This is a genomic window from Odoribacter sp., from assembly GCF_985060555.1.
This window is the reverse complement of record NZ_CFKYFN010000109.1, coordinates 56,507-75,209: the sequence shown is the minus strand read 5'-3', so window position 1 is coordinate 75,209 and position 18,703 is coordinate 56,507. Positions and strand designations below refer to the sequence as shown.

Genomic DNA, 18,703 nt, shown 5'->3' with positions numbered 1-18,703 from the left:
CCTAAAAAATCAAAATTCAGGAAATTCATTGTTCCTGCAATGCCTTTCCTGAATCGGTTTAGTTCATGAGCGATCAAGTTTATTAAGTCCCCGGACCTTGCGGGCACTTTTCTCTACGGCCGACCGGACCCGAAAGTCCCATAAAGAAGACGTCCGCAGGTTCTACACACTTTATGAACTTGAAGCAACGAAGGAGTAACCTGAAGAACTTTACGGACTAATTATACCGATCTTTTTCCGGCTTAGCCCGAAAAGCTTATTTCTTTTTGGTCGTCGTTCTTGCTTTTTTCTTCTCACTCCCGGTCTTTGGAGTTTCTTCCTTCGAAGTTTCCGGGGCTTCGATTACTTTCCGGGTTTCTTTCGGTTCTTTTTCTTCTTTCGGATGTCTTGTCTTCTTCCGGTCCGTTTCTTCTTCTACCCTCCGTATAAAATCGCTCAGCACATTCATATAATTTATAAATGCCTCGTAAGGAGTGTCGTAGGGAGTAAAATATTGGTGTATCGCTCCATCAGAAAATAGCTTGGTGCACATATAATAGAAATGGTCGCTAGCCTGTAAGCAATCGAAATCATGGGTAAGTGCCGGATCTTTGAGCGCATTGACCTTATTTTTCATTTTGTAGAGTTCCTCGAAAGCTTCATTCTGCAATTCATTTCCCAACCAGGCAGTGACATCCCGTTCTTCATCGGCCCATGAGATCGGGTAAGGGACATGCAAAGGAGCTACCGGTTGATGTTTTGCGGCAGCCTCTTTAGGAGTCAGAAATTCAAAATTGGTAGAAGCAAAAATCTGTGCCGGCAGAGCTGCTATAAAATCGAAAATCCCGGTATCGCCTCCCTGGTGTTCTCCCAAAGTTTCGTAGTCCATAAAAAGATTGACAATCTCTCCGTCGGCAGCATTCAGCCAGGAAGCATATTTATCGGCAGTCAGCGGCCATTGATCCCAACCTTTATCGGAAAAACGGAAAGCGATATCGTCGCTTAGTCTGAAATTTTTCAGCAACAGCTTCAATTTCGGATTAATCGAATTGGTATAGACATAATCCGGGCTCTTCCACCCCAGGATATGCCGTGCTCCTTCGGTCAGCATCGTTTTATATCCCATCCGGGCAACCATCTCACCAATCTCGTCGGAATAGATCAGTTCGGTATTCCGGAAAGTCACCGGTTTCACCCCGAATAATTCTTTCATCAGATCAGCATGTTGTTTCACCTGTTTTTTAAATTCGCCTTCATCCACCAGCGAAGCCAAGGAATGGGAATAAGTTTCGGCCAATATTTCGACACATCCGGTAGCCACCAATTCTTTAAAACTATCGATAACCTCAGGGGCATATTCACGGAATTGTTCGATAACCATTCCGGAGATAGAAAAGCTCACTTTAAAATTCTTTCCGTATTTCCGAATCAGCTCCAGCATCATCCGGTTGGCCGGTAAATAGCAACGGTCGGCCACTTTACGGGTAATCGTACGATTGGCAAAATCGTCGTAATAATCGCTATTCTTGCCTATATCGAAAAAATGATATTTTCTTAAACGTATCGGTTGATGCACCTGGAAATACAAACACAACGTTTTCTTATCCATAGTAGTCATATTTTAATTGTTATTGTTTTATCTTTTTAATTCTTCGTAAATCGTTTTTAAGAGATACGCTGCATTTTCCCATTTTAAAGTATTCACCTCATTCAAGCCGTATTTAGCTGCAAATTCAGCTAATGCCGGATACGCCAGCAAAGCATAGATAGCATCCGCCAAGGCATCGACATCCCAAAAATCAACCTTGATCGCATGTTTCAACACTTCGGCCACTCCCGATTGTTTAGAGATAATCGTAGGTACCCCCGAGCGCATCGCTTCCAGCGGAGAAATCCCGAAAGGTTCGGATACCGAAGGCATCACGTAGACATCACTGTGGGCAAACATCTTTTGCACATCCTGGCCACGTAAAAAACCTGTAAAATGAAATTTCGTTGCAATCTTCAGTTTAGCCACCCTTCGGATCGAGCGGTTCATCATATCCCCGCTACCTGCCATAACAAAACGTACATTCGGATAACGTTTCAACACTTTATTCGCTGCCTCGATAAAATATTCGGGTCCTTTCTGATAAGTAATCCGTCCCAGGAAGGTCACGACCTTTTCTTTTACCCCTCTCTCGACTTCCATTTCGGAATACGACTGAAAATCAACGGCATTATGTACCGTCACCACTTTATCCGGATTGATCCCATAGCGGGTAATGACGATATTCCGGGTTAGATTACTGACGGTCACCACCCGATCGGCTTCCAGCATCCCCTGCCGTTCCAGGTTATAGACCGTTTGGTTCACATTCTCACCACTACGATCGAATTCAGTGGCATGTACGTGTACCACCAGAGGTTTACCGGACACTCTTTTAGCAGCGATACCCGCAGCATAGGTCAACCAGTCGTGAGCATGGATCACATCGAACTGTTGTTGTCTTGCAATCGTAGCAGCAACCAGAGCATAACGAGCCACTTCTTCCATCAGATTAGCCCCGTATTTACCGGAAAATTGATATTTGTTCTTAAATTCAATCCGATTTTCTTCGCTTCCTTCCAGAACACTCTTATTCACTTCCCGGGTAAATGTCTCGGGATCCATATACGGCATCAGATTAGAGCCTACCTCCATAAAATCGATATTTTTCCAATATTCCTCCACATCATGGTATTGGTACAAAGACTCCACATCACTGGCGTTAATAATTTTGGCAGCACTCTGATCTTCATCACCGCTCGCTTTCGGCATGACGAAGAGCACTTCAACACCTTGTTTAGCCAATCCCCGGGTCAATCCCAGACATGCAGTTCCCAATCCTCCGGCAATATGAGGTGGAAACTCCCAGCCAAACATCAATACTCTAGTTTTCATATAATTATAATTAATTTTTTTTGCAATCGTGCGAAACCTTCGTTCCCCTTATCGTGTTTCCCTATCCGAAGTTTTCCACTTCATTCCTCTCGTCTGCCTCTTCCCCATCTGTCATCTATCATCTTTACAAAACTTCTCCAGCAAAGCCATACTTCTCAGAATCTCCCCCACACTCCAGGCTTGCGATATACACCCATTCGGAGTATAAGGAGGATTTCCGTCATAAATTTCCCCGATAGAACAAACTCCATACACAGTCATATCTTCTTCGAAATTGGCCAATAATTCGCGGGCTGTTTTCGCAAATTTTTTCCCATAAAGCCGGAAATTAGCTTCGATATAAGGTCCGAGCAGCCAAGGCCAAACCGTTCCCTGATGGTAAGCTCTGTCCCGGGTTGCCTGATCTCCTTCGTAGGTGCCTTCATAGGCCGGATTCTTAGGTGCCAGTGTCCGTAAGCCTTTCGGTGTCAGTAATTCGTTCTTCACGACATCGAGCACGCCATGTATCATCTCGTCCGACAACGGACTATATTCGAGCGAACAGGCGATGACTTGGTTCGGACGTACAAAAACATTCTGTCCGCCTCCATTGACAAAATCGGCCAAATAGCCTTTTTCTTCATTCCAGAATACTTTCAGGAAGCTTTCTTTTACTTTGTCAGGCATATCTTTCCACTCTTTCACGAACTTATTATCTCCGGCCTGCCCGGCCAGTTTCAGGGTATAGCAAATAGCATTATACCAAAGAGCATTGATTTCCACCTGATAGCCTCCGCGTGGAGTAACCGGTACGCCATTGACAATGGCATCCATCCAGGTCAGTGCTTTTCCCGGTTCGTCGGCCCAGATCAGACCGTTATCCACCATCTTCACATATTCGTTGATTCCATCCCGGTAAGCTTTCAAAACGGCCTTCATCTTCGCCCCGTAGCTCTTCCAGACAGCAGCATCGTCCTGAACGGCTTCTCCATACTCCTGAACGGCTTTAAAAAACCACATCGGAGCATCGACCGAATTGTAGGAAGCATTTTTATCTTTACCGATATTCGGGAACAAACCGTTATTCAGCTGACGGATCATCGTGTCGAGAACTTCTTTACAAGTCCTGACATCATTCGCCGCAGCCAGGGTCACTCCCGGCAAAGCAATAAAGGTATCCCTTCCCCATCTTCCGAACCAGGGGTATCCTGCCATGATCTCGGTTTCTTTTCCTCTTCTCACGATAAACTGGGAAGCCGAATATTTCAGACAACTCACAAAGCTATTACGGGGAGCCCTGTTATCCACCAATTTCTGGAATTTGGTTTTCAACCGTCCGGTAGACACCGCATCGACAGAAGCAGAAAAAATCACACTTTCCCCTTTCTTTATCGGAAATTCGAAATACCCCGGTACGAACAAATCTTCCCTGAAATCATATCCCCGGTTTTGTTCTTCTATGTATTCGATGTTATAATACCAGTCGGGAGTAGCGATAAACTCGTTTTTCTTGCTGATTTGCATATTCAGGTATGGAAAACCATTATACAATTTGGAGCGGATCCCGTTTTCAACTTCCTGATATTTGGTATTGACCATCATATTCGCTTTCGACAAGCGATGGATATTCCGGTAAGCCAGGAACGGTTTCAATCTCAACGTCGTATCGGAATGGGCATCCAGCAAAGTATAACGGATCAGGACCTGAGGTTCGTTGTGTACCAGAATAATCTCTTTTTTGAGCTGTACGCCTCCCACCCGGTAAGTCAGGGTAAATACCGGTTCGTACTCGAAATCGACAATATATTTATGTCCCCGGGGTTCATAATTACCCGGATACTTATGGATACCCAAATTAAACTCACGTCCATGCTGGATGACCGTCTCGTCCAGGTTCGACAGCAACACATGATTCTCCCCATCGAATTCTTCTATAGGCAATATCAGTAATCCGTGGTACTTCCGGGTATTACATCCGATAATAGTAGAAGACATATATCCTCCTGCCCGGTTTGTCGCCAACACTTCCCGCTTCAGTGAATATTCCAGATTCACCAATTCATCCTTATTAAATTTCAAATAAGCCATAATAACGTCTTTATATCTATTTTATTTTTTCATTTTAAAGTTTTCCTCCTGCAATTGCAGGACAACAGCCGTACGGGAAGGAATATAGAGACTCAACCAGTTTCGTCCTTCCCGGTAAAGGGTAAAATGTTCCAGCCCGTCATCGATCCGGTTAAAACCGGAGAACAACTGATTGTCGGTATCCAATACCGGCAAATATTTTCCCGCTTCCACCTCGAACCGATAGTCGGAGAATGAACTTTGGGGATTAAAATTAAAAACAAACAGATAAGCGCCTCTCCGGAAAACCAATATCTGTCTCTCATTATCTCTTACGACAGGCAGTGGGATAGGTTTAAAAAAGCCGTCTTTCTTTGCTAAAGAAATCATCGCTTTATCGAATTCGTTCAGAAAACGGAAACGCAAATCCTTGTCGTCTACCAGACTCCACAGCCGGCGGGCATGTTCGTAGCTCCAATTATTTCCTTCCCGGGGAAAATCGATCCATTCGGGATGGCCGAATTCATTCCCCATAAAATTCAGGTATCCGTCGCCGGCAGTGGCTATCGTCATCAGCCGGATCATTTTATGGAGCGCCATGCCCCGGTCGACCCGAAGGCTATGGTCGAAAACACTCATCGAAGTATAGATATCCTTGTCGACCAAACGGAAAAAAATGGTTTTATCCCCTACCATAGCCTGATCGTGACTTTCGGCATAACTGATGGTATGCTCTTCCGGACGTTTGTTGGTCAGTTCGTAAAACATATCCCCGACATGCCACTCCTCATCTTTTTTATCTTCGATCAATTTGATCCAATAATCCGGTACTCCCATGCTCATACGAAAATCGAAACCTAATCCTCCCTCGCCGACAGGCATCGCTAAACCCGGCATACCGCTCATATCTTCGGCAATCGTGATCACTTCCGGATTCACCTCATGGATCAACTTATTGGCTAAAGTCAGATAGGTAATCGCATCTTCATCCTGATTACCGTCGTAATAAAATTTGTATTCCGTAAAATCACGCCCTAAACCATGATCCCAATACAGCATACTGGTGATCCCATCGAAACGGAAGCCATCGAAATGAAATTCTTCCAGCCAATATTTACAATTCGACAACAAAAAACCGATCACTTCATTTTTTCCATAATCGAAGCAACGGGAATTCCACAATCGATGTTCACCCCGTTCACCAGGATAAAAATACTGGTTATAATCTCCGGCAAAACAACTCAATCCTTCGGCTTCATTCTTGACTGCATGAGAATGCACAAGATCCATGATCACACCGATACCGTATCCATGTGCCTCATCGATCAGACGTTTCAGGTCGTCGGGTGTTCCGAATCGGGAACTGACCGCATAAAAATTCGATACCTGATAGCCGAAAGAACCATAATAGGGATGTTCCTGAATCCCCATCAGCTGAATCATATTGTATCCCAGATCTACAATCCGGGGCAATACATAAGCCCGGAATTCATTAAACGTAGACACCCGGCGATTCTCCATGCTCATACCGATATGAGCTTCGTAGATCAAAGGATGCTCCCTTCTTCCTACGCCGGAATAACGCCACCGGTAGACTTGTTCGGGTTGCCAGACCTGCGCTGAAAAAATTTTAGTCAGATCGTCCTGTACAACCCGGTTTACATACCCGGGAATCCGTTCACCTCCTCCTTCGGGCCACTCTACCCAGAACTTGTAATCCATCCCATGCCAGAGGGCTTCTTCGGGTAATTCCAATTCCCAAACCCCTCCCTCCAGCCGGTGGAAGCTAAAATTCTCCCTTCGTTGCCAGTCATTCGATTCTCCGATCAGATAAATCGCCGTAGCATGAGGAGCCCATTCCCGGAATACCCAACCTTTTCCAGGAAGCCGGTGCAAACCAAAATAAAGATAATTATTAAAAATGTCGGCAAGTCTTTTTTTCCGGTTGGTAAATTCCAACTCTTTCAGCACACTGCGTTCATGGCGACGCCGGATAACAGGAAGAAAAGGTTCCAGCAAAGGATCGTTGACTGTGATATCAAATTTCATTTCATACCGTTTAAAATATTCCCCCGGTAAAATATTCACACCTATTCATCCATCACTTAATACTATCGCACCTACACCCCACACATTCTATTCATTAACTTCCTTTCACATCTCTGAAAATCTTGACCAAAGTTTACGATAAAATATTATTATTTCAGCTATTTTACCGGATACAAACAAACATTATACGCTCTATCAGCGGAAATGTTCCGGTTAACGGAGGAAAAAAGCAATTATTTTTTCCGGTTCCGAAAAGAAATCCTCGATCAGACGTAGCTATGTTCAGTTCAATTCAGCATTCGAAAGATAGCAAGGAATCCGCATATTCACAAATTTTTATCAATATTTTAACGACAAAAATTTGCAAATTACACACTTGTTACTTTTAGATGACAATTTTTACACACTTCTGCTAAATTATTACGACAAATTGAGGAAAAATATACCAAACAGAGAAGTCAAAAAATATTTTACTATTTTTGCCTGTGCTCATTAAGCACATCTATTATGAATCCTTTTTTATTAACGACAGCTTATTTTCCACCGATAGCTTACTTCTCTTGTCTTAAAAAAGCAGAAGTAACGTATATCGAGCAATATGAAAACTTCGGAAAACAGAGTTACCGTAACCGTTGTGAAATCATGACCGCAAACGGCGTGATCGCATTGACCGTCCCGGTAGCCAAAGCCAACAGCAAAACCCTGATAAAAGACCTGAAAATCGTGTATCCGACTCCCTGGCAAAAATTACACTTCCGGGGTATCGAATCGGCTTACAAAAATTCTCCTTATTACGAATATTATATCGACGATTTAATGCCTTTTTTTGAAAAGCAGGAGACTTATCTTTTCGACCATAACCTGGCCATCTTAACGACTATACTGGATTTTTTGAAACTGAAACGGGACATCCGGCTTACAACGGATTATATCGCGATCGGGGATATCAATTACAGGGATCTGCGTAATGCTATCCACCCCAAAGTTTCCCATAGACAACCCGGTTGTGATTATATCCCGAAACCTTACCGCCAGACTTTCAGCGACCGTTTTCCATTTACCCCGAATCTGAGTATTCTGGATCTGCTTTTTTGTTGCGGACCGGAAGCGGGAGAAATGATTTGAAAAAAAAGAGTTGTAAGAGTTACAGAGTTAAAAGAGTTACAGAGTTAAAAGAGTTACAGAGTTACAGAGTTACAGAGTTACAGAGTTAAAAGAGTTACAGAGTTAGAAGAGTTGTATGAGTTAAAAGGGTTCGACTTTATGGCCTTTTAATCGTTCAGGATTCGTTTGATGACTTTCAGGTTATGGGTATAACGTTTCAAGTCTTCGTTGAAAATTCCCTGATGGTCGATTTTGTCCACCCGTACCCTCCCGGAAGCATGGATGATCCGGTTTTGTTCCCAAATGATTCCGACATGAGTGATCGCTCCGGTCTCGTCTCCGAAGAAAGCCAGGTCACCGGGCATCGCTTCTTCGAGGAAGGAATAATTCTGTCCGAGCGTCACCTGCTGCGAAGCATCCCGCGGCAAATCGATTCCCGCCATCCGGTAAACAATCTGGGAAAGCCCCGAACAATCGATCCCATAGGGTGATCGTCCTCCCCAAAGATAAGGCGTATTGTAATACATCAAGGCATAACCGATAATCAGATCCCTCAGACTATCGATGCCGACATCTTTCATTTTACTGACCAAAGTATAGGTATCTCCTCCGATCTGCATCTTCTTGGTCGTGGCATCGAAAAAAGGAAATACACTACCCGAAACCACCAATTTATTCCCGTAATCACCGTCTTTCACGACTATATTAAACACTTCCGTAGCCAATACAGATACCTCGGCTTTGTATTTACCGATAAATTCTTCGGTGACTTCAAGATACATTTTCCGATCGATCCACCCCTCGTAACGATCATGCAACATCCTGACATATACCCATTTCTCATCCACCTCCAGTATTTCAAATACCTCACCGAAAAGAATCTGAGAAACCATCTCACTCCGTTCCGATTTTTCACTCCGCATGGGAACTATACTCAAATCTGCTATACCGTAAGACATAGGAATACTGAATTAATATACGATTGTGCAAATTTACAAAATAAGTATCAATAACTGGGCTGTTAAAACGCGTAAAAACATCGTTAAAGGATAAACGGTAGCATATCCCACTGCCGGCATATCATTTCCGGCAACACCATTCGAATAAGCCAATGCAGGCGGATCGGTGGTACTCCCGGCAATCAATCCCATCAAAGTGAAGTAGTTTATCTTATAACACCAACGGGCAATACTGCCGACTATCATCAGAGGCACGAAGGTAATGATAAACCCATATCCGATCCATGCAAAACCACCTTGATTCACCACCGTATCCACAAATCCGACCCCTGCATCCAAACCGACACAGGCCAGAAACAAAGAGATACCGATTTCGCGCAACATCAGGTTGGCACTCATCGTCGTATAAGTAACCAATTTATAATGGGGTCCGAACTTACTGATCAAAATAGCGGTAATCAAAGGTCCTCCTGCCAATCCCAATTTCACCGGTTGCGGAATTCCCGGAAAAGTAAAAGGTATACTCCCTAACAAAATACCCAAAGCGATCCCCAGAAAAATAGGTACCAGATTGGGTTCCCGCAACCTCCGGAGTGAATTACCCAATATTTTCTCTACACTTTTCACACTATCTTCCGTTCCGACAACCGTAACCCGGTCACCGATCTGCAATTCCAACCCCGGACTAGCCACCAAATCCACTCCGGCCCGGTTTACCCGGGTGATATTGACACCGAATCCTCCGCGTAAATGAAGTTGAGCCAGCATTTTTCCATTGATTTCCGAACGGGTAATCATGATACGTTTCGAAACCAACTTGGAATCCAGCTTCTCCCACTCAGAACGATGCATCTCTATTTTTTCACCGATAAAAGCGATTATCGCATCCATATCTTGCTTGGCAGCAATGATAAATAATTTATCTCCGGCCTGTAGATGTGTGCGTGAATAAGCGATCTCCAAATCATTATTCTCGTGCAACACCCTGGAAATCACAAATTTCTTATCGATCAACGTAGCGACGGCCTCCACTTCTTTACCGAACAGAGCCGGATTTTTCACCCGGACGGAAACATGGGTCGCCCGTGCTTCCTTTTCTTCCAGCTGACTTTGGGCAGATTCAGTCTCTTTATCGAAAGAAATCCGGAAAATATAACGAATCAGGATGAGTGCTGCGATAATCCCCACCACACCCAAAGGATAAGCCACTGCATAGCCCATAGCGATTTCGGTACCTTCCTTACCGGTCATATCGAAATAAGCCTGTTGCGCAGCCCCCAGGCCCGGCGTATTCGTCACCGCCCCGGAGAGAATACCCACCATCGTAGTGACGGGCAAACCGGTCACGACATATAAAACACAGGTAATTGCAACACCCAGTACAATCACCAATACCGCTAGTAAATTCAGGGTAAGCCCGCCTTTTTTAAAAGAAGCGAAGAAACCGGGTCCTACCTGTAAACCAACTGAATAAACAAACAAAATCAGTCCGAATTCTTTCAGGAAGTGCAAAGCATGCGCATCCATCCGCATTCCCCAATGGCTGAAAATAATACCGACGAACAGAATCCAGGTAATTCCTAAAGAAACACCTGCTATTTTTACTTTTCCCAGATATATCCCGATAAAGATAACGATAGCTACCAATAAAATCGAATGCCCGATTCCCGATCCGAAAAATAAAGTATGTATCCACTCCATATACAAATCATCTTAAATTTCTAAGAGCCTACAAAAATAGAAAATAATCTGCAAAATTTCTTCTTTGCAACTAAACACATCTTTTTTCGTTTAATATTTTGCAATCGACAATGCTTAAAGTAATCGGTATGACAAACGACTTATTATATTTGCTTTTACGGGCTTCCATCAATGCCTCGCTCAGTGACCGGGATGCTTTTATCGAAAAGGTATCCAAAATTATCGAACAACAGACTCATAAAGATCCGGAAGCAGCCCGTCGGCTCAGTGATCATATAGCAGGAGCTATGGAAGGGCTGAACAGCACTTTATTATTGCGTCAGTTATTCACTCCCCGCCGGGATAAAAAGCTTACTCAAACCCTCGATCAACTCACAACAGCTGTAGAAAAGCTGAATGCTTTACTGGAAGATGCTTCGTTTCCTCCCCAACCTTCTAAACCCGAAGAGCAATGAGAATTACAGATGTATACGTAGGGTATCTGAAGATCACCAGAATCATTCAAATCGGTAGTATTCTGGTCAAACACGGTTTTAAGGAAATGATTTCCCATACTTTTCTGGGGCGTCGTATCCGAAAGCGCCGTATCCGCCAACATAAACCAGTATATACCACCCAGGAACGGCTGCGGCTGACCATAGAGGATCTGGGACCAACTTATATCAAATTCGGTCAGATCCTGGCCGACCGGCCGGATATACTCTCCGAACGGTTCAGAAAAGAATTGAAGAAATTACAGACCAATGCCCTCCCTTTCGACGACCATCTGGCGATCCGCCTGATTGAAGATGAATTAGGGGCCGAAATCAAGGATGTTTTTTCAGAATTCAATCCACATTGTATCGCTTCGGCTTCTATCGGCCAGGTGTACACCGGACGTCTGAAAAACGGGAAAGACGTCGTGATCAAAATCCGCCGCCCGAATATCGACCAGAAAATCAAACTAGACTTATACCTCATGCGCTATCTGGCCAAGAAATTAGCCCTGGAATACCCCGAAATGGCTGCCATCAATATCGTAGGAGTCGTCGACGAGTTCGGCGAAAGCATATTCAAGGAATTGAATTATTATAACGAAGCCACGAACATCCTGCGTTTCCGGGATATATTCAAAGACAATCCCCGGATCTACATTCCCCATGTCGACATGAAACATACGACCCACCGGATGCTCATTATGGAACGGATCTTCGGTATGTCGCCGGACGATCCGCTTCAGCTGAAGGCTGCCGGACTCGATCCGGTACAAATAGCCCTCAACGGAGCGGAAGCCTTGCTGATCATGGTCTTCAAGGAAGGTTTTTTCCATGCCGACCCTCATGCGGGTAATTTATTCATCCTGCCGGGCAATCGGATCGCCTTTATCGACTTCGGGATGGTCGGAGCTCTCCGTCCCCGGGAAATGGATTTTCTGGCCAACCTTTCCATCGGTTTCGCCCGCCGGGATCCTATCGGCCTGGCCGACTCCATGATCCGGCTTTGTGATCAACGTTTTTTCGACCAACGGGACGATTTGATTTTCAGCCTGCAACAAATGATTAAACGCTTCTCCCAACTCCCGATCGAGAAATTCAATTACGCCAAGATGATCCAGGATTGTATCGACCTGATCACCAAATACGGACTTTGTCTGCCTACCGGTATTTTTATGCTGGCCAAAGCGTTGGCCACAATCCAGAAAGTGGCCGAACGTCTGGACCCGGACATCCCCTTTGCCAAGCTCATCATCCCTTACGCCAAAGAGGTTGTCATGACTCAATTTTCTCCGCGAAAGATGGCCGCCTCGCTTTTCCAAACCTTAAAAGGATATGCCACCCTCCTGCAAACCGCTCCGGGAGATATCAGCGAGATATTATACAAACTCAAACAAGGCGAAATCAAACACGAGTTACAAATCACGGATGTTCCTGAATTCCGGAAAATGCTCCGGAACGGAGCCTCACGGCTCGCTTATGCGATACTTCTGGTCGGCCTGTTTATCGGAGCGATCGGAATACTCGATAAACGCCCCGACCTGAAATACGGCCATTTTCTACTCTTTGTATCCTCTTTTTTAATTTTCATCGTTATGCTAAAATGGATACTCCGGAAAAAAAGGGATTAGAAGGGAAAGATTGGAGATTAGGGATTAATTTCATTATCTTTGAATCGTTTTATCTTTAATTCTAATTTTTATCATGATTCGAGGTTTTGGAAGCGATAATTTTTCAGGCGTATTACCGGAAGTATTCAAAGCACTGGAAGAGGCAGCCTATGGGCATCAGCATTCTTACGAAGAAGATGTTTATTCTGAAAAAGCCATACAGGATTTCAAAAATGTTTTTGGAGAAAATATCCGTGTATTTTTCGTCTATAACGGTACAGGGGCAAACATACTCAGCCTATCTGCTTTCACCCATTCCTATAACGCCGTTATATGTGCCGAAACCGCCCATATCAATGTGGACGAATGCGGAGCGATCGAGAAACAATCGGGCTGTAAACTACTGACCGTCCCAACTTTCGACGGGAAACTGACAACCGGTCTTATCCAAAACCACATGCACGGTTTCGGAGAACAACATCACTCACAACCTAAAATGATTTCCCTGACTCAATGTACCGAATTAGGGACGGTTTATACTCCTGCCGAATTAAAAGAAATTTGCGATTATGCCCATGCCCATCGGATGTATGTACACATGGACGGAGCACGTCTTTCGAATGCCGTCGCCTATCTGGGATGTGATCCCCGCGACATCACCTCCCGGGTCGGTATCGATGTATTGAGTTTCGGAGGTACTAAAAACGGGATGATGTTTGGAGAAGCTGTCGTCTTTTTCAACCCGGAAGTCGCCAAAGAGGTACAATATATCCGTAAGCAACTGATGCAACTTCACTCGAAGACCCGTTTCATCGCCGCCCAATTTTCGGCAGTCCTGAAACACGACCTTTGGCTAAAGACCGCCGGACATGCCAACCGGATGGCCCGGATGTTAGCCAACGAAGCGGCTAAAATCCCGGGAATCCGCATCACTCAAGAGGTGCAAGGCAATGAAGTATTCGCTATCATCCCCCGCGATAAAATAACCAAATTACAGTCGGAATGCTTCTTTTACATTTGGGATGAAAATGCCTCGGAAGTACGTTGGGTCTGCTCCTTCGACACGACAGAAAGTGATATTATCGAATTCGTCAATTTACTCAGAGCAGAAATCTGTTGAAAGGATGCCACATCAATTGATTCAAACAGAAGACGGTAGTATAACCTTATATGTTCCTGAACTGAATGAACATTATCATTCGGTACACGGAGCGATTCAGAAATCTATTCATATTTTTATCCGGGCCGGACTGGATTTTTATCTGACCTCCCCGGAACATCGGCCGCCCACCGAAGTCCCGTTGTCTATTCTGGAAGCCGGTTTCGGAACCGGGCTGAATGCTTATTTAAGCTTATTGCGGAGCGAAGAACTCCAGCTCCCGCTCGATTATCACAGTGTGGAAAAATATCCGTTACCGCCCGAAGAAGTAAATCGTCTTCATTATCCGGATCAACTTCCCGCTGCCGATCCCGGATCATTCGCCATGCTGCACGACGCCCCCTGGGATTGCGGAGAGCAGATTACCCCTTTATTTCATTTACACAAATACCGGACAGATTTCCGGTCTATACAATTTCAGGCCCGATTCGATATCGTCTATTTCGATGCCTTCAACCCGGAAGTGCAACCCCATCTCTGGACTCCGGAAGTATTCAGCCGGTTCGCCCAAGCATTGAAACCGGGAGGAATCCTGGTGACTTATTGTGTCAAGGGGATAGTCAAGCAAGCCTTACGCGAAGTCGGTTTCACCTTAAAACGCCTGCCCGGACCTCCCGGAAAAAGAGAAATGCTCAGAGCCACCAAACCCGACCGAATATGACATCACTAGAAATAAAACAACTACTCGATGAAAAATATCAGGAATATTGCCATTCCGATTTTTTTATCCATACCGATCCCATTCAAATTCCTAAATTATTCGAAGAGAAAGAAGACATCGAAATAGCCGGTTTTCTGGCAGCCTCCCTGGCTTGGGGGCAACGTCCGACCATCATAAAAAAGTGTAAGGAACTCATGCAGCTCCTAGATTATGCTCCTTATGACTTCGTCCTGCATGCCCGGGAAAGCGATTTCACCCGTTTCGAACATTTCAAACACCGCACTTTCAACGGTTATGACTGTAGTTATTTTTTACGTTCCTTAGCCCATATCTACCGCCATGAAGGAGGGTTGGAAAATGTCTTCACCACCGCCTGGCAAATACACGGGGATATGTTCGAGGTATTACGCCATTGGTATCGGATTTTCACTACCCTTCCGGCCGAGCCCCGGGTACTCCGCCACATCGCGTGTGTAGACAAAGGCTCAGCCGCCAAAAGAGTGAATATGTTTATTCGCTGGATGGTGAGACACGACCACAGCGGTATCGATTTCGGACTATGGAAAGGTATCCCGGCCTCCGCCCTATTGATCCCTTTAGATCTGCATACGGGCCATGTAAGCCGCGAACTCGGTCTGCTTACCCGTAAACAAAACGATGCCAAAGCTGTCGAAGAGCTTACCCGGCGTCTTCGTGAATTCGATCCGGTCGATCCGATCCGGTATGATTTCGCTCTTTTCGGCCTGGGGGCTTTCAAATAAGCAGGAATAATTAATCGTTAAAGTTCGTAAAGTCCTGAACCCTGCGGGCACTTTCATTAACGTAACTTCCGGTGCCGGCCGGCCGCCCCAGTGCCGTAAAAAAATGCGCTCGCAGGATCCATCGACTTTATGAACCTCATGAACTTTATAAACTCCTATAATTCAACTTTTTTTGAAGAAACAATATAGAAATGAAGAGTCAACTTTGATTCTCCCGTACTCTTTTCTCCAAATTCAAGGTTCCCTTCAGAGCACTTCCAATAATTCTTCATCTGTCAAAGGGATGGAAGTAGCTGCTGTTATGACAGAATCGGCAAGGCGTTGTTTACGTTCCTGGATAGCCAGAATTTTTTCCTCGAGTGTTCCGGCAGTAATAAAACGATAGACGAATACCGCCCGTTTTTGCCCGATCCGGTGGGCCCGGCTAACGGCTTGATTTTCAGCAGCGACATTCCACCAAGGGTCGAGAATAAATACATAATCGGCCTCGGTAAGATTCAAGCCTACCCCACCGGCTTTCAAAGAAATCAGGAAGATCCGGCATTCCGGGTCGGCCTGAAAATGCCGGATAGTCTGTTCCCGGTCGGCAGTCAAACCTGTCAGCATCGCATATTTCCATCCCCGGACCATTGTTTCTTCAGCTACCATTTTAAGATATTTTACAAAAGAAGAAAAAACCAACACCTTGTGTCCGGAAGCAATCACTTCTCCCAACATACGGAATACCTCACTAAATTTTCCGGAATTTCCTTCATACCCAGTTTCGACCAAACGGGGATGATTGGCGATCTGACGCAATCGGATCAGAGCTTTTAAAACCATAAAATCACTTCGCAATTCCCCTTGATTCTCTCTCTCACTCAAGATATAATTTCTCACCCGGGACTGTTCCTCTTCGTATACCTTCCGCTGTTCCTCTTCGGGTTCACAAACGACCAACTCGGCTGTGAGATCCGGCAAATCGGCCAACACTTCTTCTTTGGTACGGCGTAAAATATACGGAGCGATCAGTTTACGCAAAGCTTCGCTCATCCGCCCTTCTACATCGGCCAATATAGGACGGATAAAATGATCGCGGAAAAAACGCTGTGATCCGAGTAATCCCCGGTTCACCCAATTCATCACAGCCCACAAATCGGTCAGTGAATTTTCTATCGGTGTACCCGACAAAGCCCAAAAACACCTTCCCTGAATACGCATCATAGCCTGATGGAGCTGAGACCCCGGATTCTTTAACATTTGTGCTTCGTCGGCAACGACGATACCGAAAGTCAGGCGGGACAAAATATCGATATCGTTCCGCAAAGTATGATAAGTGATCAATACGACATCCGAACGTTGCAGGTATGAACGCAAATCGATACGGTTAGTTCCGGCATAGATAGTCACAGTCAGCTGAGGAGCGAATTTCCGAAGTTCATTCCGCCAATTATGGATCAAAGAAGCCGGTACAACCACCAGACAGGTATGGTATACCAATGAACGATCTCCCTCATCCGGCCTGCTTACCTCTTCCGGGGCATCGAACAAACTCAGTTGTTTTCCGCTGTCAGGCCATCGGTTTACAACAGGCTTTTTTACTCCTTCCTGCCTGTATTTCAAGATCAGGGCAATGGCCTGAAGTGTTTTTCCCAATCCCATATCGTCGGCCAGACAACCTCCCAAGCCACATCGGTACAAACGGTACATCCATTCATAACCGAAACGCTGGTACGGACGTAAAGTCACCTGAAAATCAAAGGGCAGAGTCACCTCTTCCTGCAAATTCTCCGGCAATGAAAAATGACAGGTCGTCTCCGCCCAGTTTTTTAATAAAATATACTGGCTGCGGTGAAAAAATAAGGAAGTCCCCCTTCCTTGAGCAAATAAAAGCAACTCGGTATAGGTAGCGAACCATTCTTCAGGAATCAGGAATAAAGTGCCGTCATCGAGTAAAAACTCACGTTTACCCGTCAGAATATGGTCCCGGAAACGAAGCAAAGGAATCCGGCGCCCATCAGTCAGAATAACTTCTGCTTTCAATTCGAACCAATCCATCGTTTCCGATACCGAACTATCGATCTGCCAGGCTCCGATATAATAGGCCCGGCGCAATGTTTTCTGAGTGAAGCCGATCCCCATCGCTTTCAACTCATCCCCATGTGTCTGTACCCAGGTCACGGTCTTCTGCCAGGCATCGGCAATAACCTCCCCGCTCACTTTGTCCCGATCTTCGGTTTCTTTTTCAGTCTTCCAGGTCATCACAGTAACTTCCGGCAAATGGAAATACCCTTCCGTATCGTTCCTGATCCCCAAAGCAACCAATTGCCGGGCTTGCAGCTGTTCCCATTCCGGATCCCGGCTGACCTTATAGAAAGCATAGCGGTCTCCTTCCGTATATAATTCCACCAAAGCTTTCCGGGACGACCAGCCGGGAATATATTGATTACCGTATTTATATTCCATCACCAGGACCGGCATGCCGAGTATATCGCGTTCAAGTGACAGGAAGGCCTGTTTTTCTACTTCCCGGACGATCACGTCGAAACCTTGTACCTCGATCTCTTCATGCCGTACATTTTTCAGGATAAAACGCCGGAAATAGATACTTTCGTTTGCCTTGGGGATCATAATCTCCCTTTTCTGCAAAAAAGGTTGCAAACGCTGCCCGTCGAAATCTTCCGGGAAACGGAATAGCTGCCTGCCTGAAACCACCCGGCAAGGCCGCCGGGTCAGCACCTTCAACGCGTAATCACTGGGATAAAAGGTCTTTTCTCCATCTGTCAAACGCAAAATATAACGGGTAAACTCCCCTGTCCTTTCGAATTTCAACAATGCCCGCAAAGGAACGGATTTAAGCATCAGGCGCTGATTCTTATAAAAATTATCTAAACGACTGGTTTTCAAAAACAAAGGACAACCCGCTTCGGTCAGTTCATCCAGTACCTGTGCGACATACTTATCGATATAAGGCCGGATATCTTCACGGATATACGCTTCCTCCACTTTTTGCAGAAACATACGTTCATCCTTAAATTTTTTCCGGCCAAACTGTTTGAAAAGCATAGGGGTATCGTACTTACGGATCGTTTCCGTAATCTTTCTGACTACAGGCCATACTTCCAGGTCTTCATCCCCGATATACCGACCTATACTTTGAAAAAAATCACCGGCATCTATTGCCCGGTTGGCATACACCATCCAGCAATCCCAACGCTTCTCATATGATAAGATAAAAATAATCCGCTCCATCGCTTAAAAAAGAGAGCGCAAAGATACAAAATTATGTGCCAAACCAT

The 18,703-nt window shown here is 45.1% G+C and carries 13 protein-coding genes; 6 read left to right on the top strand and 7 right to left on the bottom strand.

All coding sequences use genetic code 11. The features are described from left to right. Positions 1 to 256: 256 nt before the first annotated feature. The 4 genes from AC5RDS_RS14960 to AC5RDS_RS14945 form a co-directional block, all read right to left on the bottom strand. Positions 257 to 1,588 carry a glycoside hydrolase family 57 protein gene (locus tag AC5RDS_RS14960; protein WP_195328668.1) on the bottom strand — a complete coding sequence of 444 codons (1,332 nt, stop codon included), beginning with the start codon at positions 1,586 to 1,588 and terminating at the stop codon, positions 257 to 259. 27 nt (positions 1,589 to 1,615) lie between these two features. After that, entirely contained in the window at positions 1,616 to 2,902 is a 1,287-nt protein-coding gene (locus AC5RDS_RS14955) for a glycosyltransferase family 4 protein (protein WP_118112646.1), read from the bottom strand. Between the two features lie 111 nt (positions 2,903 to 3,013). After that, on the bottom strand, positions 3,014 to 4,969 hold the full coding sequence (locus AC5RDS_RS14950; protein ID WP_118112645.1) for an amylo-alpha-1,6-glucosidase: 1,956 nt from the start codon (positions 4,967 to 4,969) through the stop codon (positions 3,014 to 3,016). Positions 4,970 to 4,990: 21 nt separating this feature from the next. After that, positions 4,991 to 6,997 (bottom strand): alpha-amylase family glycosyl hydrolase, encoded by a 2,007-nt coding sequence (locus tag AC5RDS_RS14945; protein WP_195328669.1) that lies wholly within the window; start codon positions 6,995 to 6,997, stop codon positions 4,991 to 4,993. 507 nt (positions 6,998 to 7,504) lie between these two features. On the opposite strand from AC5RDS_RS14945, the gene AC5RDS_RS14940 reads away from it, so the two are divergent. Further along, positions 7,505 to 8,122 carry a WbqC family protein gene (locus AC5RDS_RS14940; RefSeq protein WP_013610636.1) on the top strand — a complete coding sequence of 206 codons (618 nt, stop codon included), beginning with the start codon at positions 7,505 to 7,507 and terminating at the stop codon, positions 8,120 to 8,122. A gap of 146 nt (positions 8,123 to 8,268) precedes the next feature. Here the strand turns inward: AC5RDS_RS14940 and AC5RDS_RS14935 are convergent, their stop codons facing one another. Beyond that, positions 8,269 to 9,060, bottom strand: coding sequence for a C40 family peptidase (locus AC5RDS_RS14935; protein ID WP_013610635.1), 792 nt, complete (start codon positions 9,058 to 9,060; stop codon positions 8,269 to 8,271). A gap of 33 nt (positions 9,061 to 9,093) precedes the next feature. After that, positions 9,094 to 10,761, bottom strand: coding sequence for a putative transporter (locus AC5RDS_RS14930; protein WP_013610634.1), 1,668 nt, complete (start codon positions 10,759 to 10,761; stop codon positions 9,094 to 9,096). 128 nt (positions 10,762 to 10,889) lie between these two features. Between AC5RDS_RS14930 and AC5RDS_RS14925 the strand changes: the two genes are divergently transcribed. The 5 genes from AC5RDS_RS14925 to AC5RDS_RS14905 all read left to right on the top strand — a co-directional run bounded on the left by AC5RDS_RS14925 (position 10,890) and on the right by AC5RDS_RS14905 (position 15,425). Continuing rightward, positions 10,890 to 11,216, top strand: coding sequence for a hypothetical protein (locus AC5RDS_RS14925; protein WP_013610633.1), 327 nt, complete (start codon positions 10,890 to 10,892; stop codon positions 11,214 to 11,216). After that, positions 11,213 to 12,865: an ABC1 kinase family protein gene (locus AC5RDS_RS14920; protein ID WP_013610632.1), complete on the top strand. Its 1,653-nt coding sequence runs from the start codon at positions 11,213 to 11,215 to the stop codon at positions 12,863 to 12,865. Before AC5RDS_RS14925 ends, AC5RDS_RS14920 begins: the two co-directional genes overlap by 4 nt. A 73-nt stretch (positions 12,866 to 12,938) precedes the next feature. Continuing rightward, on the top strand, positions 12,939 to 13,964 hold the full coding sequence (locus tag AC5RDS_RS14915) for a threonine aldolase family protein (RefSeq protein WP_013610631.1): 1,026 nt from the start codon (positions 12,939 to 12,941) through the stop codon (positions 13,962 to 13,964). 4 nt (positions 13,965 to 13,968) lie between these two features. Continuing rightward, entirely contained in the window at positions 13,969 to 14,664 is a 696-nt protein-coding gene (mnmC2, locus tag AC5RDS_RS14910; RefSeq protein WP_494222391.1) for a tRNA (5-methylaminomethyl-2-thiouridine)(34)-methyltransferase MnmC2, read from the top strand. Continuing rightward, the gene (locus AC5RDS_RS14905; protein WP_013610629.1) at positions 14,661 to 15,425 is read left to right on the top strand and encodes a TIGR02757 family protein; all 765 of its coding nucleotides are present in this window, start codon (positions 14,661 to 14,663) and stop codon (positions 15,423 to 15,425) included. The genes mnmC2 and AC5RDS_RS14905 overlap by 4 nt, the downstream gene beginning before the upstream one ends. A gap of 246 nt (positions 15,426 to 15,671) precedes the next feature. Here AC5RDS_RS14905 and AC5RDS_RS14900 read toward each other — a convergent pair whose 3' ends face one another. Continuing rightward, on the bottom strand, positions 15,672 to 18,656 hold the full coding sequence (locus tag AC5RDS_RS14900; RefSeq protein WP_013610628.1) for a DEAD/DEAH box helicase: 2,985 nt from the start codon (positions 18,654 to 18,656) through the stop codon (positions 15,672 to 15,674). Positions 18,657 to 18,703 lie beyond the last annotated feature (47 nt).

What these genes read in the sequence shown, in the direction of transcription:
- AC5RDS_RS14960 (WP_195328668.1), bottom strand. Translation starts at nt 1,588, where the DNA reads ATGGATAAGAAAACGTTGTGTTTGTATTTCCAGGTGCATCAACCGATA.
- AC5RDS_RS14955 (WP_118112646.1), bottom strand. Translation starts at nt 2,902, where the DNA reads ATGAAAACTAGAGTATTGATGTTTGGCTGGGAGTTTCCACCTCATATT.
- AC5RDS_RS14950 (WP_118112645.1), bottom strand. Translation starts at nt 4,969, where the DNA reads ATGGCTTATTTGAAATTTAATAAGGATGAATTGGTGAATCTGGAATAT.
- AC5RDS_RS14945 (WP_195328669.1), bottom strand. Translation starts at nt 6,997, where the DNA reads ATGAAATTTGATATCACAGTCAACGATCCTTTGCTGGAACCTTTTCTT.
- AC5RDS_RS14940 (WP_013610636.1), top strand. Translation starts at nt 7,505, where the DNA reads ATGAATCCTTTTTTATTAACGACAGCTTATTTTCCACCGATAGCTTAC.
- AC5RDS_RS14935 (WP_013610635.1), bottom strand. Translation starts at nt 9,060, where the DNA reads ATGTCTTACGGTATAGCAGATTTGAGTATAGTTCCCATGCGGAGTGAA.
- AC5RDS_RS14930 (WP_013610634.1), bottom strand. Translation starts at nt 10,761, where the DNA reads ATGGAGTGGATACATACTTTATTTTTCGGATCGGGAATCGGGCATTCG.
- AC5RDS_RS14925 (WP_013610633.1), top strand. Translation starts at nt 10,890, where the DNA reads ATGACAAACGACTTATTATATTTGCTTTTACGGGCTTCCATCAATGCC.
- AC5RDS_RS14920 (WP_013610632.1), top strand. Translation starts at nt 11,213, where the DNA reads ATGAGAATTACAGATGTATACGTAGGGTATCTGAAGATCACCAGAATC.
- AC5RDS_RS14915 (WP_013610631.1), top strand. Translation starts at nt 12,939, where the DNA reads ATGATTCGAGGTTTTGGAAGCGATAATTTTTCAGGCGTATTACCGGAA.
- mnmC2 (WP_494222391.1), top strand. Translation starts at nt 13,969, where the DNA reads ATGCCACATCAATTGATTCAAACAGAAGACGGTAGTATAACCTTATAT.
- AC5RDS_RS14905 (WP_013610629.1), top strand. Translation starts at nt 14,661, where the DNA reads ATGACATCACTAGAAATAAAACAACTACTCGATGAAAAATATCAGGAA.
- AC5RDS_RS14900 (WP_013610628.1), bottom strand. Translation starts at nt 18,656, where the DNA reads ATGGAGCGGATTATTTTTATCTTATCATATGAGAAGCGTTGGGATTGC.